Source organism: Prosthecodimorpha hirschii (genome assembly GCF_001305515.1).
Lineage (GTDB): Bacteria > Pseudomonadota > Alphaproteobacteria > Rhizobiales > Ancalomicrobiaceae > Prosthecodimorpha > Prosthecodimorpha hirschii.
In genome coordinates, this window is sequence record NZ_LJYW01000001.1 from 1,323,435 (window position 1) to 1,341,289 (window position 17,855).

Below are 17,855 nucleotides of genomic sequence, written 5' to 3' on the forward strand. Positions count from 1 at the left end.
CTTTGAATACAGCGAAGTCGTAGAGTCCGGGCGTTATGTTTCTTTCCGTTACCACAACCCATCGTCCGGCAACGGATCTCGGCTATTTGCTGCGCAAGAACCCTGCGCGCATGCATGAAACCGAACTTTCGTTTGGCCGTGCGCTCACGGTTTATCCGGAAGCCTCGGAGGATCGCTGCACGGCCGCGCTCGTGCTCGATGTCGATCCCATCGGTCTTGTCCGCGGCAAGGGCGATGCCGGCGGATTGATGGATCAGTATGTGAACGACCGGCCCTACGCCGCGTCCTCATTCCTGTCCGTCGCCATGGGTCGCGCCTGGCGTGAAGCCATCGCCGGGCAAAGCAAGGACCGGCAGGCATTGGCCGATGCGGCCATCCCGCTGGCGGCCTCGGTGACGCCGTTGCCGGCCCGGGGCGGCGCCGATCTCGTGCGCGATCTTTTTGTGCCGCTCGGCTACGAGGTCACCGTCGAGCCGATCGCCCTCGACCCGGTCCGGACGGATTGGGGCGACAGCCCCTATGTCGCACTGACGCTCAAGGCGACAACGCGGCTGTCCGCGCTGCTCACGCATCTCTATGTCCTGATCCCCGTGCTCGACGACCGGAAGCACTATTTCGTCGGCGACGACGAGTTGCAGAAGCTCATGGCCAAGGGCGACGGCTGGCTGGAAGACCATCCGCTCAAGGAGTTGATCGTCAATCGCTATCTCAAGCACCGCCGCTCGCTGGTGCAGGATGCGCTGGCGCAGCTTGCCGGCGATGAAGGCGAGGCGGAGACCGCCCTCGATGCCGCTCCGAAAGACACTGCCGAGGCGACGATCGAGACGCCTTTGCGGCTGCACGACCTTCGCCTCGACACCGTCGCCCAGCGTCTGAAGGACCTGGGCGCGAAACGCATCCTCGATCTCGGCTGCGGCGAGGCGAAGCTGATCCGCCGGCTGGTTCAGGAGAAACAGTTCGAGGAGATCGTCGGCGTCGAGGTGTCGAGCGTCAGCCTGGCCCGCGCCGACGAGAGACTGAAGCGCCTGCCGGAGCTGCAGCGCGCCCGCATCACGCTTCTGCACGGCGCCCTGATCTACCGGGACCAGCGGCTGCGCGGCTACGACGCGGCGGCTTTGGTCGAAGTCATCGAGCATGTGGAGCCGGACAGGCTCGACCATCTGGAGCGCGCTGTTTTCGGCGACGCGCGGCCCGATGCCGTGATCGTGACGACGCCCAATGCCGACTACAACGCGCTGTTTCCGACGCTGCCGGCCGGTCGCTTCCGCCATGCCGATCACCGGTTCGAGTGGACGCGTGCGGAGTTCGAGGCCTGGTGCGCCCGGATCGGCGAAGACTACGGCTATCGCTGGACGACCGAGCCGCTGGGGCCGGTGGACGACGCCCATGGGGCCCCCTCGCAGATGGCGGTCTTCCAGCGATGAGCTCGATTCTCCTTCCGGAATTCTGTCTGGTCCTTCTGATCGGCGCCTCCGGCTCCGGCAAGACGACCTTCGCCGGCAAGCATTTCAAGCCGACCGAGATCGTATCGTCCGATTGGGCGCGCGGGCGCGTGGCCGACGACGAGAACAGTCTGGAGGCGACGCCGGATGCCTTCGAGCTGGTGCAGACGCTGATCGAGATCCGCATGCGCCGGCGCATGCTGACGGTCGTCGACGCGACCAACGTGCGTGCGGAGGATCGGGCCAAGCTCACCGCCATCGCCAAGCGCTGGGATGCGCTCTGCGCCGCCATCGTCATCGATCCGGGCGAGGACATCTGTCTCGACCGCAACAAACTGCGGCCCGACCGGCAATTCGGCCCCCATGTCGTTCGCAATCAGCGGTCGGCCTTGCGCAAGGGCCTCGGCGGCCTGAAGCGCGAGGGCTTCCGCGAAATCCATCAGCTGATGTCGCGCGCGGCGATCGACGACGCCGTCATCACGCGCCAGAAGCTCTGGACGGACAGGCGCGAGGAGGTCGGCCCGTTCGACATCATCGGCGACGTGCATGGCTGCGCGGACGAACTCGAAGCCTTGCTCGTCCGGCTCGGCTACGCGCTGGCCTGGACCGACGAGGACGGCGAGCGGCGCTGCCGTGTCGTGCCGCCGGCGGGCCGCAAGGCTCTTTTCGTCGGCGACATCGTCGACCGCGGCCCGCGCGTCGCCGACAGCTTGCGCCTTGTCATGGACATGGTCGCGGACGGCCACGCCTTGTGCGTCGTCGGCAACCATGAGGCCAAGGTCGAGAAATGGCTCGCGGGCAAGAACGTCACCGTGAGCCATGGCCTGCAGGCGACCGTCGATGAGCTGGAGGCCGCCGGAACCGCCTTCAAGGCGCGGGTCAAGGGCTTCATCGGCCGGCTGGTCAGCCATTACATGCTCGATGGCGGCCGGCTGGCCATAGCCCATGCCGGCATCAAGGAGCAGATGCAGGGGCGCGCCTCGGGGCGGGTTCGCGAATTCTGCCTTTATGGCGAGACGACCGGCGAAACCGACGAATACGGCTTGCCGGTCCGCCACAACTGGGCGGCCGAGTATCGCGGCAAGACCAAGGTGGTCTACGGCCACACGCCCGTGCTCGACGCCGAATGGCTGAACGGCACGCTGTGCCTCGACACCGGCTGCGTCTTCGGTGGCGCGCTGACGGCGCTGCGCTACCCCGAAATGGAGCTGGTGGCGGAGCGCGCGCGGCGGGTCTACGTGGAGCCGGTGCGGCCGCTCGCCCATCCGGCTTCGGCGCTCTCGGCGCAGCAGGAAAACGACGCCGCGCTCGATCTCGGCGATGTCGCCGGCAAGCGGATCGTCCAGACGCGCCTGTGGAACAGCATCACGATCCGGGAGGGCAACGCGGCGGCCGCGCTGGAGGTGATGGCGCGCTTCGCGGTCGATCCGCGCTGGCTGATCTATCTGCCGCCGACCATGTCGCCCTCGGAGACGTCGAAGGAGGACGGCTATCTGGAGCATCCGCGGGAGGCGCTCGACTATTTCCGCAAGCTCGGCATCCGCACGGCGATCTGCCAGGAAAAGCATATGGGTTCGCGCGCCGTCATCGTGGTCTGCCGTGATGCCGAAGCCGCGCGCAGGCGTTTCGGCGTCACGGGCAAGGCCATCGGCACGGTCTACACGCGCACGGGCCGGACCTTCTTCAGCGATCGCGCGGACGAGCGGGCGGTGCTGGAGCGAACCGCCGCAGCCGCCGCCGAGGCGGGCCTGTTCGACACGCTGAACACCGACTGGCTCTGCCTCGATGCCGAGATCATGCCCTGGTCCGCCAAGGCCCAGGCGCTCATCGAGCAGCAATATGCGCCCGTCGCCGCGTCCGCACGCGCCGGCCTCACGGCGGCCGAGGCCGTCTTTGCGGCAGCCGCCGCGCGGGGCGTGGATGTGGGCGGCATCGGCGACAGGCTGTCCGGGCAGTTGGCGCGCAGCGAGCGCTATGCCGCCGCCGTGCGCCAGTATTGCTGGCCGACATCCGGCCTCGACGGCGTCAAGATCGCGCCCTTCCATCTTCTGGCCAGCGAAGGCGCGGTGCATCACGACAAGCCGCATGACTGGCACCTGCAGACGCTGGCGGCGCTGGCGCGTCACGATCCCCTGTTCCAGGCGACCCAAGCGCAGGTCGTCGATCTGGCCGATCCGGTCTCGGCCGAAACGGCCATGGCCTGGTGGCTGGACCTGACGGCAAAGGGTGGCGAAGGCATTGTCGTGAAGCCGATGGAGTTCATCGGACACGGTTCGAAAGGCCTCGTCCAGCCCGCCGTCAAATGCCGGGGCCGCGACTATCTGCGCATCATCTATGGCCCGGATTACGACGCACCCGACAATCTCGAACGCCTTCGAAAGCGCGGCCTGCATGCAAAGCGTTCGCTCGCGATCCGCGAGTTCGCGCTGGGCATCGAGGCGCTCGAGCGGTTCGTCGCGAAGGAGCCGCTCCGGCGCGTGCACGAATGCGCCTTCGGCGTCCTGGCGCTGGAAAGCGAGCCCGTCGATCCGAGGCTTTAGGGCATTTCCCGATTGGATGGCATCATCCAATCGATAAGGAAACGCTCCCAATTCAATGGCTTGAGCCGGTCCTTTTGGGTCGGATCGAAACGATCTGACCCAAAAGGACCGGCTCAAGTCCGCGGAGGGGAACGAATGAGCCGAGCGGGTTAGCCTTTGGGTGTTGTTGCTCTGACCGAACGAAACAGGTTCCGATGATCCCCGACTATCAGACCCTGATGCTCCCCGTCCTGCGCGCCGCCGCCGATGGCGAGACCCGCGTCGCCGACGTCGCCGAGAAGGTCGCGGACGCCTTCGCTCTCACGCCCGCGGAGCGGGAGGAGCTGCTCCCGAGCGGCCGTCAGCGCATCCTCCAGAATCGGATCCATTGGGCGAAGTTCTACATGTCCAAGGCGGGCCTGATCGCCGCGCCCGCCCGGGGCCGTTTCGTGGCCACCGACGCCGGGCGGGCCCTCCTCGCCGCTCCGCCCGCGCGGCTCGACACCGAATTCCTGCTCACCTACCCGGATTTCAGCGCCTTCTATCGGAAACAGGGGGCGGAGGAGGCCGAGGCCGCATCGGCTGGGCCGGTGGGTAAAAGCATCCCGGCCGAGCCGCCGAAGCAGGCGACGCCCGAGGAGCAGATCGAGGCCGCGCACCGCGCCCTCAACGCAGCCCTTCGGGCTGACCTCTTGGAGCGGATCCGCGACAACACGCCGGCCTTCTTCGAGCGCCTGATCGTCGACCTGCTGGTCGCCATGGGCTACGGCGGCGGCCTCAAACAGGCGGCCGAGCAGCTCGGCAAGTCCGGTGATGGCGGGGTGGACGGTGTCATCAACGAGGACCGCCTCGGCCTCGACCGTGTCTACGTCCAGGCCAAGCGCTATGCCGAGGGCACCCCGATTGGCCGGCCCGAGGTGCAGGGATTCGTCGGTTCCCTGGTCGGATTCGGCGCCACCAAGGGCGTCTTCGTCACCACCTCGAGCTTCACCAAGGCCGCCATCGACTACGCCCGCAACCTGCCGCAGCGCGTCGTCCTCATCGACGGCGAGCAACTCTCCGCCCTGATGATCGAACACGGCGTTGGCACCCGCCTGCACAGCCGCATCGACATCCAGCGGCTCGACGAGGATTTCTTCACAGAAGGATAAGTTCGACGGCTGCGCCGATACGGCAAGCCCAAAAGGCCACGTCACGTAAGTCCCCGGACCGTCTCCGCCTCAGTCATCCGGCCGGGATGCGCAATCGGACCCAATGGCGGGCGCTGCTGGACTGTGCGTGGCCTGAGACCCTGTTCTCTTCCGGCTCAGGGGAGAGTTCCAAGGGTTATTCTGGGCCGCATGTGGCCTGCGTTTCCGGTGGCATTGTTGCGGCAAACTCGGCAGGGGATCGATTGCCAAGAGCTGAATGAGGGCGATTCAGGTTCTAGTCCTCCTTCCACGGGGCGATCGCGGGACCGGGATCGGGATCGGCATGGTGTCGGACCAGCGTTTCGATACCCGAGGCGACATGTTCGAAGCGGACCTGCCCCTCTTCCCGCACCAGATGCCTCGGTACCTCGGCGATACAGCGCGAGGCCTGCGCCGAGGTTCATCTCGGCCTTCGACTGGATCAGCCACCCGCACGCGCCGAGCTGCCGGTCGATCAACGACCGGGCCTTGTCCTCGGGGTGGAAGGCGGATGTGCTCATTGGAGGGAACTTAGGCGAGAGCTTTGGAGATTGTGAAGGGAGGCAAACTGCGGGCGACGGTTGCGAGGCGCCACCGCAGCCTCGCCGAACGGGCGAACATTGTCGTCGATGAATACCTTAAGGGCGCATGGCAGATTGCGGCAATTGCCGGTTCACCCTAACCTGTCGTTGCCGGCAAAGGGCAGGGAAGCCGGCGGTCGGGGGCGATCGGACGTGGTTACGGGTATTTTTCGGATTGTGTTGTTCTGGGTGATCGTAGCGGCGGCGCAGTTTGGTCTGTCGCAGGTGATGCCGTTCTCCGACTGGCAGCACGTCGCCGACGAACTCATGCGCGTGGCGGCCGCGCCGGACGGACCCGGGCGCTTCGACGGCGTATCGAACGCACATTTCGCCTTCGCGCTGGCCTCGGGAATCATGCAGTTCGCCGTCGCCCTGGCGGTGGCCTTCTTCGTCTGCCACGTCCTGTTCGTGCTTCTGTGGCTCCGCAGCGCCCGGAAGTTGCTCGGCCAAAGCGCCGATCCGAAGATTTTTGCCGACGGGATCGAGGCCATCTCGGCGCGGCTCGCACGCAATGGGCTGGTCGGCGATGCCTGGCTGAAATTCAGGGACACGACCTACGAGCGCGACGGGGTCGTGCACAGCACGGTCCGGCCGCAGGTCTTCATCAATGTCGCGGATGCGCGCGAGCGGCTGTTCGGGCTGAAGATGATGCCGGCCATTCCGGGCTTCTTCGTCGGGACGGGCCTGCTTCTGACCTTCATCGGCCTGCTGCTCGCGCTCCATAAGGCCGCCGGCGCCACCGATGCCCGGTCGGCCGCGGAAATGACCGGGTCGCTCAACGCACTGCTCAAGGCGGCGACGTTCAAGTTCGCCACCTCCATCGCCGGACTGGGCGCCTCGCTCCTCTTGTCGCTGATCTTCCGCGCCTATCAGATCTGGATCGAGCAGGCCTTCCACGCCTTCTGCCATGCCGTGGAAACGCGGCTGACCTACTATCCGGCGCAGAAGGCTGCGCTGGAAACGATCGAGATCCTGAAGGAACAGCGTAACGAACTGAAGGAGATCAACAGCGACCGCTTCTTCACCCGGCTCGGCGAAACGGCAGGGAACAACATCGGGACAGCCATCGGCGTCGCGATGGAGCCGATCACCACGAGGCTCGACAACGCCATGGCCCAGGTCGTCGACACCTCGCGCGGCGGGGTCGACGAACTACTCGGACGCTTCACGGAATCGCTGCGCGGCGGTGCCGGAGCCGAGCTCGGCGAAATGGCCCGCACCCTGGGCGAGACCAGGGCGGCGCTCGAATCCATCCGGCACGACCTGACCGGTTCGGGATCGGATTTCGCGCGCCGGCTGAACGAGGCGGCCGAGAACATGGCCCGGGTCGTCGCGCAGGCGAGCCAGGACCTCGGCGGCTCGGCGAGCGGCGCGGCTGGGTCCGTCGAGGCGACCATGGCGGCCGTGACGGACCGGCTGCAAGGCCAGATGACCGGCGTCGCCGAGGCGCTGGCGGCGATCCAGACCAGCATGATCGAACAAGGACAGGCGGGAGCCCGGCGGGCCGCGGAAGCGGCGGACGCGGCCGCGGAAATTTCCCGGCAGGCCTCCGTGGAGGCGGCCGCGATCACCTCCGAGGCGGCCCGCGAGACGGTCGAGGCGATCCGCTCCGGCGTCGGCGCGGTCATCGGCTCGCTGCGCGAGGACATCGCCCGCCTGTCGGACACGCTGCGCTCGGTCGGAACGGCCTTCGCCAGCCAGACCGCCGAAATCAACGGCGTCGCCGGCCGCTCGCGCGAGGCCGCCGAGGCTTTCGGTCGGGTCGCATCGGACGTGAGAACCGCCAGCCAGCCCCTGCTGGCGCAGGGCGAGCGGATCGCGACATCGACCGAACGCATGGCTGGCGCCGTGACCGCATCGGCGACGACATTGACCACGACCACCGAGGCCGCGCGCGCCGTCGCCGACGCACTGACCGCGCATTTCGCGCGGATCGATTTGACCTGGAAGGACTACGAGGCGCGCTTCAAGGGCGTGGACGAGGATTTCGGGCGCGCCGCCGACCGGTTCCACGAGGAGGTCAGCCGGCACCAGGAGGCGATGCGCAGCTTCATCGGCGATGTCGACCAACACACCAAGAGCATCGCCGCCAGCCTCGGCGGCGCCACCGACCGGCTGGCCGAGACCTTCGAGGCGTTGCACGAAACGCTCGAAGACTTCCTGGAGCGCACGGCTCAGCGCCCCGCGGCTAAGTGAAGGGGCGGGACGCCATGGCGGTTGAAGAGACAGAGTCAAGCGAAGGCGAGAACTACTTCGTGTCGATGACCGACATGATGGTCGGCATGCTGTTCATCTTCATCATCCTGCTGATGAGTTTCGCCCTCGTGTTCCGCGATCAGACCGATACGCAACAGACCACGACGGCAGAGCAGCAGGCCAAGATCGACCAGGCCACGCGGCTGGCCGAGACACTGCAGGAGATCCAGCACAAGATCGAGGTCAACCTCGAGGAGTTGCGGCAGGCCAATCAACTGCGCTTGAAACTGCTGCGCGAGGTCGCCGATCTTCTGAGACGCGAGAACATCGTGGTCGAGCTGACCAAGGCCGGCGATGTCCTGCGACTGACCGAAAACGCCATCCGCTTCGATCCCGACAAGTCTGTGCTGCGCCCCGATGCCTTGAACAACATCGGAAAGATCTCCGTCGTCCTGGCTCAGGTCCTGCCGCGCTACGCGCCCTGCGCCGCCGGCGCTCTGCCGCCGTCCTGCCGAGGACCAACCGAGGCGGCGATCGAAACGGTGTTCGTCGAAGGCCATACCGACGAGACCGGGAACGACGAGCGCAACTGGACGCTTTCGGCGGAACGCGCCGCCAATACATACCGCGAGTTGACGACGCGAGCCCCGGGTCTGCGCGACATCGCCAATCGGCGCTCGGAGCAGATCCTGTCCATCTCCGGCTATTCGGCCACGCGCCGCCTCGACTCGTCGGGAACCCGGGACGCCTGGGCGAAGAACCGCCGCATCGACCTGCGCTTCGTCATGGACACCGACCCGACCGCCGGTCTCGAAGAGATCAAGGCGCTGGTCGTTCAGATGAAACTGCGCATCGACACGTTCAAGGGAGGCGAGCCGTGAGCCTGCGCCAGAGCCTGGCCCAGTGGCGCTTCGAAGCCCGGCCGCTCCGCCAGCAGAGCCTGACCGCCGACTATGATCTGGCGCGCGGCTCGCAGATGGCATCGCTCGACAAGAGGCCACGCGAGGATCTCTCGGTCGTCGCCGCGCGTTTTCTGGCGGCAATCGAGTCGGGAAGGAAACCCGCCGTCCGCGACTGGAACCGCGCGGCATGGTGCCTGTGGACGACCATGCCGGCGATCGCCGAGGATTCTACCGGCCTCGGGGCCGTGCTCGAGCGGGTGACGGGCTCGCGGCGGCCACGGCCATACCGGCAACTCGCCTCGGTCTATCTCGCCGAATTTGCACCGGATCGGCCACAACTCGACAGGATCGCAAAATCGCTGCGCAATGGCGCGGAAGCGGCCGGCGAACCGTGGCGGAAACTGCAAGGCCGGCTTGGCGTCTTCGACGGAGCCCAGGCCGCCGGCCGAGTTGCGCGCGTTGCGCTGCAGAGTGGCACCAGCGTCGCCGCGGTGCTGCGGGATACAGGCGCCGCCACCCTCGATGCGCGCGCGGGATTCGTCGAAGCGGGCTATCGCGCCGGCCTGCAAGAGATCGCCAGCCAACGCCCGACAGGTGCCAAGGCCTGGATCGACCGTGTCAGGACATTCGCCCTCGACGACGGCGGGCAGCTCGCCTTCCCGCAGCATCGCGCCGAGGTGGCGCGCGCGCTGGTCATGCCTCTTGCCTCGCAAGGCCTGTCGGAGGCCGATACCGGTCTTCTGTGCGGGGTGGTCCTCGACCTGTTCGGCGATCCGCGCATCCGCCGCGGCGACTGGATCGGCATGGACGACATTGCCGCGGTGGTGAAGCGTTGGCTGGTCAAGGCGTCGCTCAGGCAGTTCCTGGATGTGGTGGATAAAATCCTGGAGGAAGAACAAGAAGAAACACAACAAAGGCAATGGAGATATCGTCGAGCATTCTGGTATTCAGTTTACAATGCGGGATTGATCGACGACGCCTATGTGGCGTTCGAGAGCCACGGTGTCGATATTGCGGAGAGAGCCTTCAAGGATTCACCTTTCGGTCGCCTGAAGCGTGGAGATGGGCAACTACTCCGGGGCCATTCTGTACTGCTGATGAGAATTGGACGATCTCTGGTAGCCGACTGGAGTCATACAGGCACATGCAATATTTGGGACGATTTAAACGCGTCCGATGCGCCAAATCTACACAAAAAAGAGTATTTTGCCAATGATGTACGAAAAGATAGAATAGGAAATTCAAGGAAAATAGATCTTGAAATGAATGGAGTTTATTCACACGATAGCACAATAAATTATTCCTGGCAGAAGCGCGTCGCCGAACATCTGTTCCGGATCACCGGCGTGCGCATTCCGCCCGAAGACTACAAGGTCTGACCATGGCGATACGTTTCGAAGCGCGTGTCGAACCGGACGCCGTCGAGATCAGGCTTCTCAAGTCATTCTTGGGATTCGGCCCGAAGCCAGTGCCCCGCGCAGAGTGGCCGAATGCCGGAGCCCCGCGCGCCGTCTGTCGCGCACTCGACGCACTCCTCGACCGGGGTGAGGCCACGGCGACGGCCGACGCCGTCCGGCTGCCGATAGCGGCCGCCGCCGCCCTCACCGCCGAGATCGCCGACGCGGTCGGCTTGCCGCCGCTGGCCGAACTGGGCCTCGCCGTCGCGCTGGAGGGCCGCGTCGAGACGCCCGACGGCCATCTCCGCCTGCGCTGGACCGACAAGTCGGCGCGCGAGATCAAGCCCGCGCGCAATGGTCTCGTCCTGCACTGGGGCGAGAAGTCGGCGCGGCTCTCGGCGCCTCTTCTGGCCGTCGTCGAGGCTGCCGAGGCCTATAACAAGACACGCGGCGCGGACTTCGAGGCGCGGGTCGCGGCCTGGATGCCGATGCAGCACGCCCTCGCCCGAACCACCGGCGGCGAGGTCGGCCGCGACGGCTTCCTGGAGACCTTCACCCTCTATCAGGCCGGGGCGTTCGCGCTGGAGATCAATGAAGGCGACGACTTCACGCCGCTCTTGATGGCGCGTTCGCAGGCGCTTTCGCTCGACGACGATGCCCCGGCCGACGACGTCGGGCCGGGCCTCCGGGACGGCGGCGGCGAAACCGATGCGCCCGCACCGGTCGGGTCCGCCGGAAGCCTTTTGTCGGCCGACGATTATCGCGCCTTCCTCGGCGCCTTCGCGATGAGCGGGTCGACGCGCAATGCCTACCGGCTGCACGGCCGCAACCGGTTCGTCCTGGTCGACCCGACGCTGAAGCGCGCGCTCGACGTGGTCCAGGCCAAGCGGCGGGCGAGCCCGGACGAGCGCCGTGCCTTCCTGCGCAATCCGCGCGCCGCCCTTGCGGAGGCCTTGCGCGGCACCGACGAGACCGCGCCGACCGCGACGCTCTTCGTCGAGACCGAGGGCTATTCGGATCGCGTCGCCGGTCTCGGCCTGTGGGAGCCGCCGTCGATCCCATGGATGACGCGGCAGCCGAACGGTTGGCTGCCGGAGAGCGGGTGGACGCAGGATGGCGCGCCTGTCGATCCGCGGCCGCTGAGCACGGAAGAACTCGCCGATCTGGAGCGCGCCTACGAGGCCGCAGAGGCACGCGGCGATTCCCACATGGTGATCCGCGGCCAGTCGATCCCGATCGATGCCGCCCCAGCCGTCCTCAAGAGCGAGCGCGAACGCACGGAGGCTGCCAACCGGGAGGCCGGAGCAGCGGACGGAGATCGACCGCCACCCTCCCCGGCTGACCCGGAACAGGCCGAGCGGTTGGTCCTGGTCATCGCCAAGACCAACTTTGAGGGACTGGACTACGAACTTCTGCTCAAACCGCGAGCCGCGTGCATCGCCCTGGTCCCGCCGGGCGAACTGATGGGCCCTGCGCCGCTGAAGGCCCACCAGGTCGAAGGCTTCCGCTGGCTCGTCGAGGCTTGGCGCACCGGTTGGCCAGGCGTGCTGCTGGCCGACGATATGGGTCTCGGCAAGACCTTCCAGGCGTTGGCCTTCATGGCCTGGCGGCGGCGCAATGCGGATTTCGCCCTGCGGCGCGGAACGGCGGCGGTGGCGCAGGGCCCGGTGCTCGTCGTCGCTCCGACCGCGCTTCTGCGCAACTGGGAGAAGGAATGCGCCGAACGCCTGACGCCTGAGGCGCTGGGCCGCCTGGTGAAGGCTTACGGCCGCGACCTCGCCGACCTGAAGCTCGCCGCAGATCGGCGCAGCGACCCTGGCGAGACGCTCGACCGATCCCGCCTGCGCGAGGCCGATTGGATCCTCACCACCTACGAGACGCTGACCGACCACGAACGGGCCTTCGGGCCGATCGCCTTCTCGCTGGTTCTGTTTGACGAGATGCAGAAGGTCAAGGCACCGGCCACCTTGAACACCAAGGCCGCCAAGGCGCTGAACGCCGATTTCGTCGTCGGACTGACCGGCACGCCGATCGAGAATCGCATGGAAGATCTCTGGTGCCTGTTCGACCGGTTGACGCCTGGCTATTTGGGCGATCTGAAATCCTTCTCAAAGAACTACAGCGAGGGCGACCCTGAAAAGCTGGTGGCCTTGAAGTCGCTCCTCGATCAACCCGCCGGCGCCGTGCCGCCGGTTATGAAGCGCCGCATGAAGGCCGACATTCTGCTCGGCTCCGACGCGCTGCCGCCCAAGGTCGAGCGGGTCTACAAGACCCCGATGCCTGAGGAGCAGCGGCAGGCCTATGGCGACCTGATCGCCGAGGCGCGGCGGCAGCCGGACCGCTCGCCGGGCTTCATGCTCGGCGTTCTTCACGGCATGCGCGGCCTGTCGCTGCATCCGCAGGACGCGACAAGCGTCAACGTCACGTCCGCGGACCGTTTTGAAGCTTTCGCGCGCCGGTCCGCTCGGCTCTCGAAGACCGTCGAAATCCTGCGCGACATTCGCGCGCGCGGGGAGAAGGTCCTCGTCTTCGTCGAGTTCCTGGCCATGCAGGACGCGCTCGCCGACGGATTGGCAGCGCTGTTCGACCTGCCGCGCCGCCCGAGCATCGTCAACGGGACCACGCCGGGCGAGCGGCGCCTCAGGATCGTCGACGACTTCGCTGCCACCGGTCCGGGTTTTGGCGTCCTTATCCTGTCTCCGAAGGCGGCCGGCGTCGGCCTCAACATCACGGCCGCCAACCATGTCGTGCATCTCAGTCGATGGTGGAACCCGGCGGTCGAAGACCAGTGCAATGACCGCTGCTACCGGATCGGACAGACGAAGCCAGTCACGATCCACATTCCGCTTGCCGTCCATCCGGACCATCCCGATGCGGCCTTCGACGAAAGACTGCATGACCTGTTGCAGCGCAAACGCGAACTCTCCCGCACCATGCTGGCGCCGCCGACCTCGGAGGGGGATGTGGGCGAGTTGTTCGGGGCGACGCTCGGCCGATGAAACGGTTCACATCGCCGACGCGAGAAAGCGCGAGGGTGTACCGGACCAGGTGACGAGAAGGCGGTCGCGGGCGCGGGTACAGCCAACATAGAAGAGGCTCAGTTCGCGATCCTCGATAATGCGGCGAGCCTCGGGGTCGGTCTCGGCCACGAGGGCGGCGGCGAGCGGCAATTGGCCATCGTCGCATGCCACGACCGCAACAGCACGGAATTCCAATCCCTTGGCCGCATGCAGCGTGCCGAGCGTGATGCTGTCGCTGCCCGTATCCTGGTCGGGAGACAACCACGCGCCCGAAAGCCCGAGGCGCGCAAGTGCCGGCGTGGCCCGCTCGTCGATGGCGCGCCGGGTGCGGCCGAGCACCGCGATCTCGCCGGGCGCTATGCCGTCGGCCCTGGCACGGTGCAGCCAGTCATGCAGCGTCTCGATCTCACCCTGGAGATCGGCCGCCGGCTTCAATTCGGGATTCTGCCCGCGCAGCACCGACAGGGCGCCGCGCTCCTCCAATTCGCCGTCGACCTCTGCGATCCGGCCGGGCAACAGGCGGTCGGAGAAGCGACGGATCTCGGCCGTGGTGCGATAGTTGACCTTCAGCCGCTGCGCCCGGCCGCGCACGTCGACGCCCGCTCCGAGCCACGAGAACGGCCAGCGGAAGATGCGCTGTCCGACATCGCCGGCGAAGAACAGCGCCCGCGGCCCGGGCACCGCCAGCGCCGCCACCAATCGCAGTTCGCGCGGCCCGAGATCCTGCGCCTCGTCGACGACGACATGGCGGAAAGGTTGGACGCCATCGGCCTCGATGCGGGCACGCAAGGCATCGCAGACCTCGCCGAATGTCAGCATCCCGCGCGCCGCGAGACCCTGGCGGACCGCCGCGAACACCTCCCAAAGGCGGCGACGCTGGCGCGGCGACAAAGCCAACCCGCGGCCGGTGCGCGCCACGTCGCGGTAGGCCTCGAAGCTGTCGAGGCCCCAGAAGTCTACCACCGCATCCCATTCCGCACGCAGAAAGGCGAAGTCGAAGGGCGGCTCCAGACCCCTGCCGGCCTCCTTCAGCAGGTGGTCGATATAGGCGCCGTCGGCAACCGTCGGCTTGGCGATGCGCGAGACATGGGCGAGCGCATAGGCATGGAGATGGCTCACCTCGACCCTGCCGCGCTCCGGCGAGGCGACGCCGAGCAGCGCGTCCATGCCGTCGGAGAGGCGCGCGGCGAGCGTCTTGGAATAGGTCGTCAGCATCAGCCGTCCGCCGGGCGCGGCGCGGGCCAGTTCCGCCGCCCGGTGCATGGCGACGACGCTCTTGCCCGTGCCGGCGCCGCCGGAGACCCGGGCCGGGCCGTTGAAATTGCGCTCCACGGCACCGCGCTGCGAGGGATGCAGAAAGACCAGCCACTCGGCCCAGGGCCGTTCGAGCGCACGGGCGACATCGGCCTCGTCCGTCGTCGTCCAGAAGCGGCGGCGGGCATCGGGATGCTGCAGCGCCATGGCGAAGTCGCCGACGGCGACGACCGGCGCCGGCGCCGGTCGGCCACCGGTGTGCAGGTCGAGCAGCGCTTCGGCCGCCTCCTCCGGCAGCCGCTCGCACAGAGCGAGCAGATCGTCCTCGCTGCGGACGGCCTTCGCGAGGGCGACGAAATCCTCCGGCACGCCGAGCGAAAGAAGATAGACGTCGTCCTCGCCGGCGAAGAGCGGCGGCTTTTCGGGAGCCCGCCGGGCGACCGTCCGCTCGACGATGCGGATTTCCTCGCGCACGACCTCGACGAGTTCGACGATCTGCGCAGCGCCGGTGACCGGATGCACCTCGAAGCGACGGTTCTCGGCCCATCGATAGGCCTCGTCGTGATGGCCGACCCAACAGAACAGCGAACGCGCACCATCCTTGAGGACGACGACGCGCAAATCGCGATCGGCCCGGATGGTCCAGAAGCGCTTGTCGCGGGCGCGGTCGACCCGGTGCAACGACAGGCCCGGCCGGCTCGGATCGGCCATGTAGTCGAACACGACCTGCTTGGCGACCGCCTGCTCGGGGCCGCTCAATCGGTCGAGGCTGCGATGAAACGTCCGTGCCAGTTCGAGCATGCCCGCCACCGCTCAATCACCGAGCCTTCTATAAGGCAACTCCTCCTGAAAATTGCAAACGCAACCGCGAACTGTGCGGCTCGGCACGTAGTGGATCCCGACAACCACCTGAATTCGTCCAAGCCCCGATGCGCCGCATTGATTCTGACGAGATTGGCGTTGCGGCCGGTAAGGCAATCGGATGGCGCCCGGCATCGTGGCGAGCATCTGTGCCGCATCCGTTCGATGGGCGCCCCTTGCCGCCTCCCTGCTCAGCCTCGGCGAGGGCGGTGTCGATCGTGTCCTGCAGGCAGCGGCCGGACTCCTCCGCATCCGCGTAGCCGATCTTCAATTTGTAGCCCTGCCGAACAGTGAGCCGGACGGAGAACGCCCACAACGCCGCGAACGCTCTCAGTCGGGTCGACTTGCTCAGCGACGCCTGCGAACGCGCCCCTGTCTGGATAGCGAGGTGAACTTCGAAACCGGTCGCCCGCTCGATGCGGAACCGGGCAACGTCCCGACGGAAAGTCCCGGCGCCACTAACCTATCGCGAAACGCGAAACGGTCAGCTTCCCTGAAGTCCAGGGGGCTGGCACGCCACGCACCCAAACCAACAAGGCAATCGATATTTTCAATAGTTGAAATGGTACGGCTGGCTGGACTCGAACCAGCGACCTTCGGAGCCACAATCCGACGCTCTAACCAACTGAGCTACAGCCGCCCAAGGGCGCGCTCCTGATAGGCGCAATCGGGCGGCTTGGCAAGGGGGGTGCGGGAGCGTTCTGCGGTGCGGGGCACTGGGGCTTCAAGAGGCTGGCATGGCGGATTTCGGGGGCGGCGATGGATGACGCCGGGTTCGGCGGCGGGCGGCAGGGCCCCTGCCTCGGCGGATTTCCACAGGTCTTTGCCGAAGGTCCTTGCCGATCCGGCGGTTGCGATTCCCGGTAGGCGCGACGACGACGCCCGCGGCGGGAGACCGGTATGCCTCCCGGCCCGGAGAGGCATAATGCCGACGGTCATGGAATGATCGTCGGTATTCGATACGCGAGTTTCTCATGCCTCTGACAGATATGAGAAATTCGCGTCAATTCAACGGCCCGATGCGTCAGTGTCCTGGGCCGTCGCCATAAGCGATGCCTTCGGCCGTCCGCACGGATGGGCGATCGGCGACGGCTCCGGGGGCGGGACAGCCGGCCGCGCCGCATGGAACGGACGGACTGTCTACTCGGGCGTGGCTCTATGGCATCGGCCACGGCGGCGAGATCGGGCAGCAGCCGGCGCGTGGGTAAATGATTTGGCGGCCGGCCGTTAGGCCTTTGGCGTCTCGGGGCCGTGCGAGGTCCGCGGCCGATGGCCAAAGGGCGTGGCGGATCCGTCGCGCGCCCCGGCAACGCCGCCTCGGCAACGCCGCCTCTGCAGCATCGGCCTGCGCGGAAATGGTCGGTGGCGGGTCGTCGCCGTGCCAGGACCGGCGGCGGTCGATAGCGGCGGCGGTCGATAGCGGCGGCGGTGGCAGGGTCCGGGCGGAGCACCGCATCCCGTGCGGACTTCCGGCGTCTGTCCGCACGCCTCCGCGACATCATCCGGCCCAGGAGACCGTGGGCGACCACGCGCGGCGGCGAAACCGGAGCAGGACGCCAGGACTCAGAAGCCTTGAACGCGGTGCCCGGAACGCGCGCTTCTGAAGACAAGGCTCGGGCCCTGGTCTCGGGCACCGGATGGGCGCCGGACGGCCGCGGAAGTGGGCGAAGTCAGGCCAGTCGCACGGCCGTCCGGCCGGTTTGACGACCGTCCCGCCGGTCGGATGGCCGTCCTTGCCGGCCGGCTGGCCTTCTCGCCGGACCGATGACCGTTCCGTGCCCCGTCCCGCGAACCGTCCCACGGCCCGCCCGACCGTCCCCGGGCGCCGCAAGGCGGGCCGTCCTGGTCCGCTCCGGGCGGGGGCGATCAGCGTTCGGTGGTGCGGCCGGCGAATTCGGAGGCGGTGCGGGCGCCGGCGTCGCTGAGGACGCGTGCCTGCTCGCCGAGATTGGCCATCTGCCGCTTCAGGAACTCGCTCTGCAGCGTCATGATCTCCTGCAGGTCGCGCGCGCCGACGAGGCGCTGGGCGTGCGTGAAGGCGCAGGAGACATTCTCTTCCGCCAGTTCGAGAATCTTGCGGTTCAGATCGAGCGCGCCCGTCTGCGCGTCGGAGGACGTGGCTTCCAGCTTGGAAACCGCAGCGCGCGTCGCCGCCACATAGTCGTCGAAGGCCTTGCGGGCCTGATCGACGCTGTCCTGGGTCAGGCTGCGCAACTGCTCCGGCACCTCAAAAGGTTTCTGTTTGTCTTGCGCCATGGCTCTTGTCCCGCAGGTGATGTTGCCTTAGGCCCGGATCATCGAAGTGAGGATTCGCCCCGGCCGGGCGATTGTGTCTCCGCTCGCGCCGCGCTTCAAGCCGCCTGCCGAGCCCCCGTCGTTAACCTTGACGGGCAGAACCTGTCGATAGCCGGCGGCACTTGTGGACCGCGTTGAGGCTTTCTTTATATTAATGGGCAGTTAACAGGCCGAAACCGGGACGGTGCCGGACCTGTCGGAATCCACGCCCGCACGGGG

9 protein-coding genes and 1 tRNA gene are annotated in these 17,855 nt (G+C 67.1%); 7 read left to right on the top strand and 3 right to left on the bottom strand.

Annotated features, from left to right (window positions below; all coding sequences use genetic code 11):
• Window positions 1–35: 35 nt before the first annotated feature.
• From ABB55_RS05745 to ABB55_RS05775, 7 genes are all read left to right on the top strand, one after another.
• On the top strand, window positions 36–1,424 hold the full coding sequence (locus tag ABB55_RS05745; protein WP_054357957.1) for a 3' terminal RNA ribose 2'-O-methyltransferase Hen1: 1,389 nt from the start codon (window positions 36–38) through the stop codon (window positions 1,422–1,424).
• Window positions 1,421–3,982, top strand: a complete 2,562-nt coding sequence (locus ABB55_RS05750; protein WP_054357958.1) for a polynucleotide kinase-phosphatase — start codon at window positions 1,421–1,423, stop codon at window positions 3,980–3,982. The genes ABB55_RS05745 and ABB55_RS05750 overlap by 4 nt, the downstream gene beginning before the upstream one ends.
• 194 nt (window positions 3,983–4,176) lie before the next feature.
• On the top strand, window positions 4,177–5,112 hold the full coding sequence (locus tag ABB55_RS05755; protein ID WP_054357959.1) for a restriction endonuclease: 936 nt from the start codon (window positions 4,177–4,179) through the stop codon (window positions 5,110–5,112).
• A gap of 788 nt (window positions 5,113–5,900) precedes the next feature.
• Window positions 5,901–7,907 carry an anti-phage ZorAB system protein ZorA gene (gene zorA, locus ABB55_RS05760; protein ID WP_160321169.1) on the top strand — a complete coding sequence of 669 codons (2,007 nt, stop codon included), beginning with the start codon at window positions 5,901–5,903 and terminating at the stop codon, window positions 7,905–7,907.
• Between the two features lie 14 nt (window positions 7,908–7,921).
• On the top strand, window positions 7,922–8,788 hold the full coding sequence (locus ABB55_RS05765; RefSeq protein ID WP_054357961.1) for an OmpA/MotB family protein: 867 nt from the start codon (window positions 7,922–7,924) through the stop codon (window positions 8,786–8,788).
• The gene (locus tag ABB55_RS05770) at window positions 8,785–10,188 is read left to right on the top strand and encodes an EH signature domain-containing protein (RefSeq protein ID WP_054357962.1); all 1,404 of its coding nucleotides are present in this window, start codon (window positions 8,785–8,787) and stop codon (window positions 10,186–10,188) included. Before ABB55_RS05765 ends, ABB55_RS05770 begins: the two co-directional genes overlap by 4 nt.
• 89 nt (window positions 10,189–10,277) lie before the next feature.
• Entirely contained in the window at window positions 10,278–13,205 is a 2,928-nt protein-coding gene (locus tag ABB55_RS05775) for a DEAD/DEAH box helicase (RefSeq protein ID WP_160321171.1), read from the top strand.
• A 6-nt stretch (window positions 13,206–13,211) separates the two neighbouring features.
• On the opposite strand, the gene ABB55_RS05780 is transcribed toward ABB55_RS05775, so the two are convergent.
• The 3 genes from ABB55_RS05780 to ABB55_RS05790 form a co-directional block, all read right to left on the bottom strand.
• Complete coding sequence (locus tag ABB55_RS05780; protein ID WP_054361863.1) at window positions 13,212–15,281, bottom strand: 3'-5' exonuclease; 2,070 nt, start codon at window positions 15,279–15,281, stop codon at window positions 13,212–13,214.
• A 623-nt stretch (window positions 15,282–15,904) separates the two neighbouring features.
• Window positions 15,905–15,981, bottom strand: a tRNA-His gene (locus tag ABB55_RS05785).
• A 1,226-nt stretch (window positions 15,982–17,207) separates the two neighbouring features.
• Window positions 17,208–17,597, bottom strand: a complete 390-nt coding sequence (locus ABB55_RS05790) for a phasin family protein (RefSeq protein WP_054357964.1) — start codon at window positions 17,595–17,597, stop codon at window positions 17,208–17,210.
• Window positions 17,598–17,855: the final 258 nt, after the last annotated feature.

Bases quoted from the DNA above. Each gene is read 5' to 3' on its own strand.
- ABB55_RS05745 (WP_054357957.1), top strand. From the start codon at position 36: ATGTTTCTTTCCGTTACCACAACCCATCGTCCGGCAACGGATCTCGGC.
- ABB55_RS05750 (WP_054357958.1), top strand. From the start codon at position 1,421: ATGAGCTCGATTCTCCTTCCGGAATTCTGTCTGGTCCTTCTGATCGGC.
- ABB55_RS05755 (WP_054357959.1), top strand. From the start codon at position 4,177: ATGATCCCCGACTATCAGACCCTGATGCTCCCCGTCCTGCGCGCCGCC.
- ABB55_RS05765 (WP_054357961.1), top strand. From the start codon at position 7,922: ATGGCGGTTGAAGAGACAGAGTCAAGCGAAGGCGAGAACTACTTCGTG.
- ABB55_RS05780 (WP_054361863.1), bottom strand. From the start codon at position 15,281: ATGCTCGAACTGGCACGGACGTTTCATCGCAGCCTCGACCGATTGAGC.
- ABB55_RS05790 (WP_054357964.1), bottom strand. From the start codon at position 17,597: ATGGCGCAAGACAAACAGAAACCTTTTGAGGTGCCGGAGCAGTTGCGC.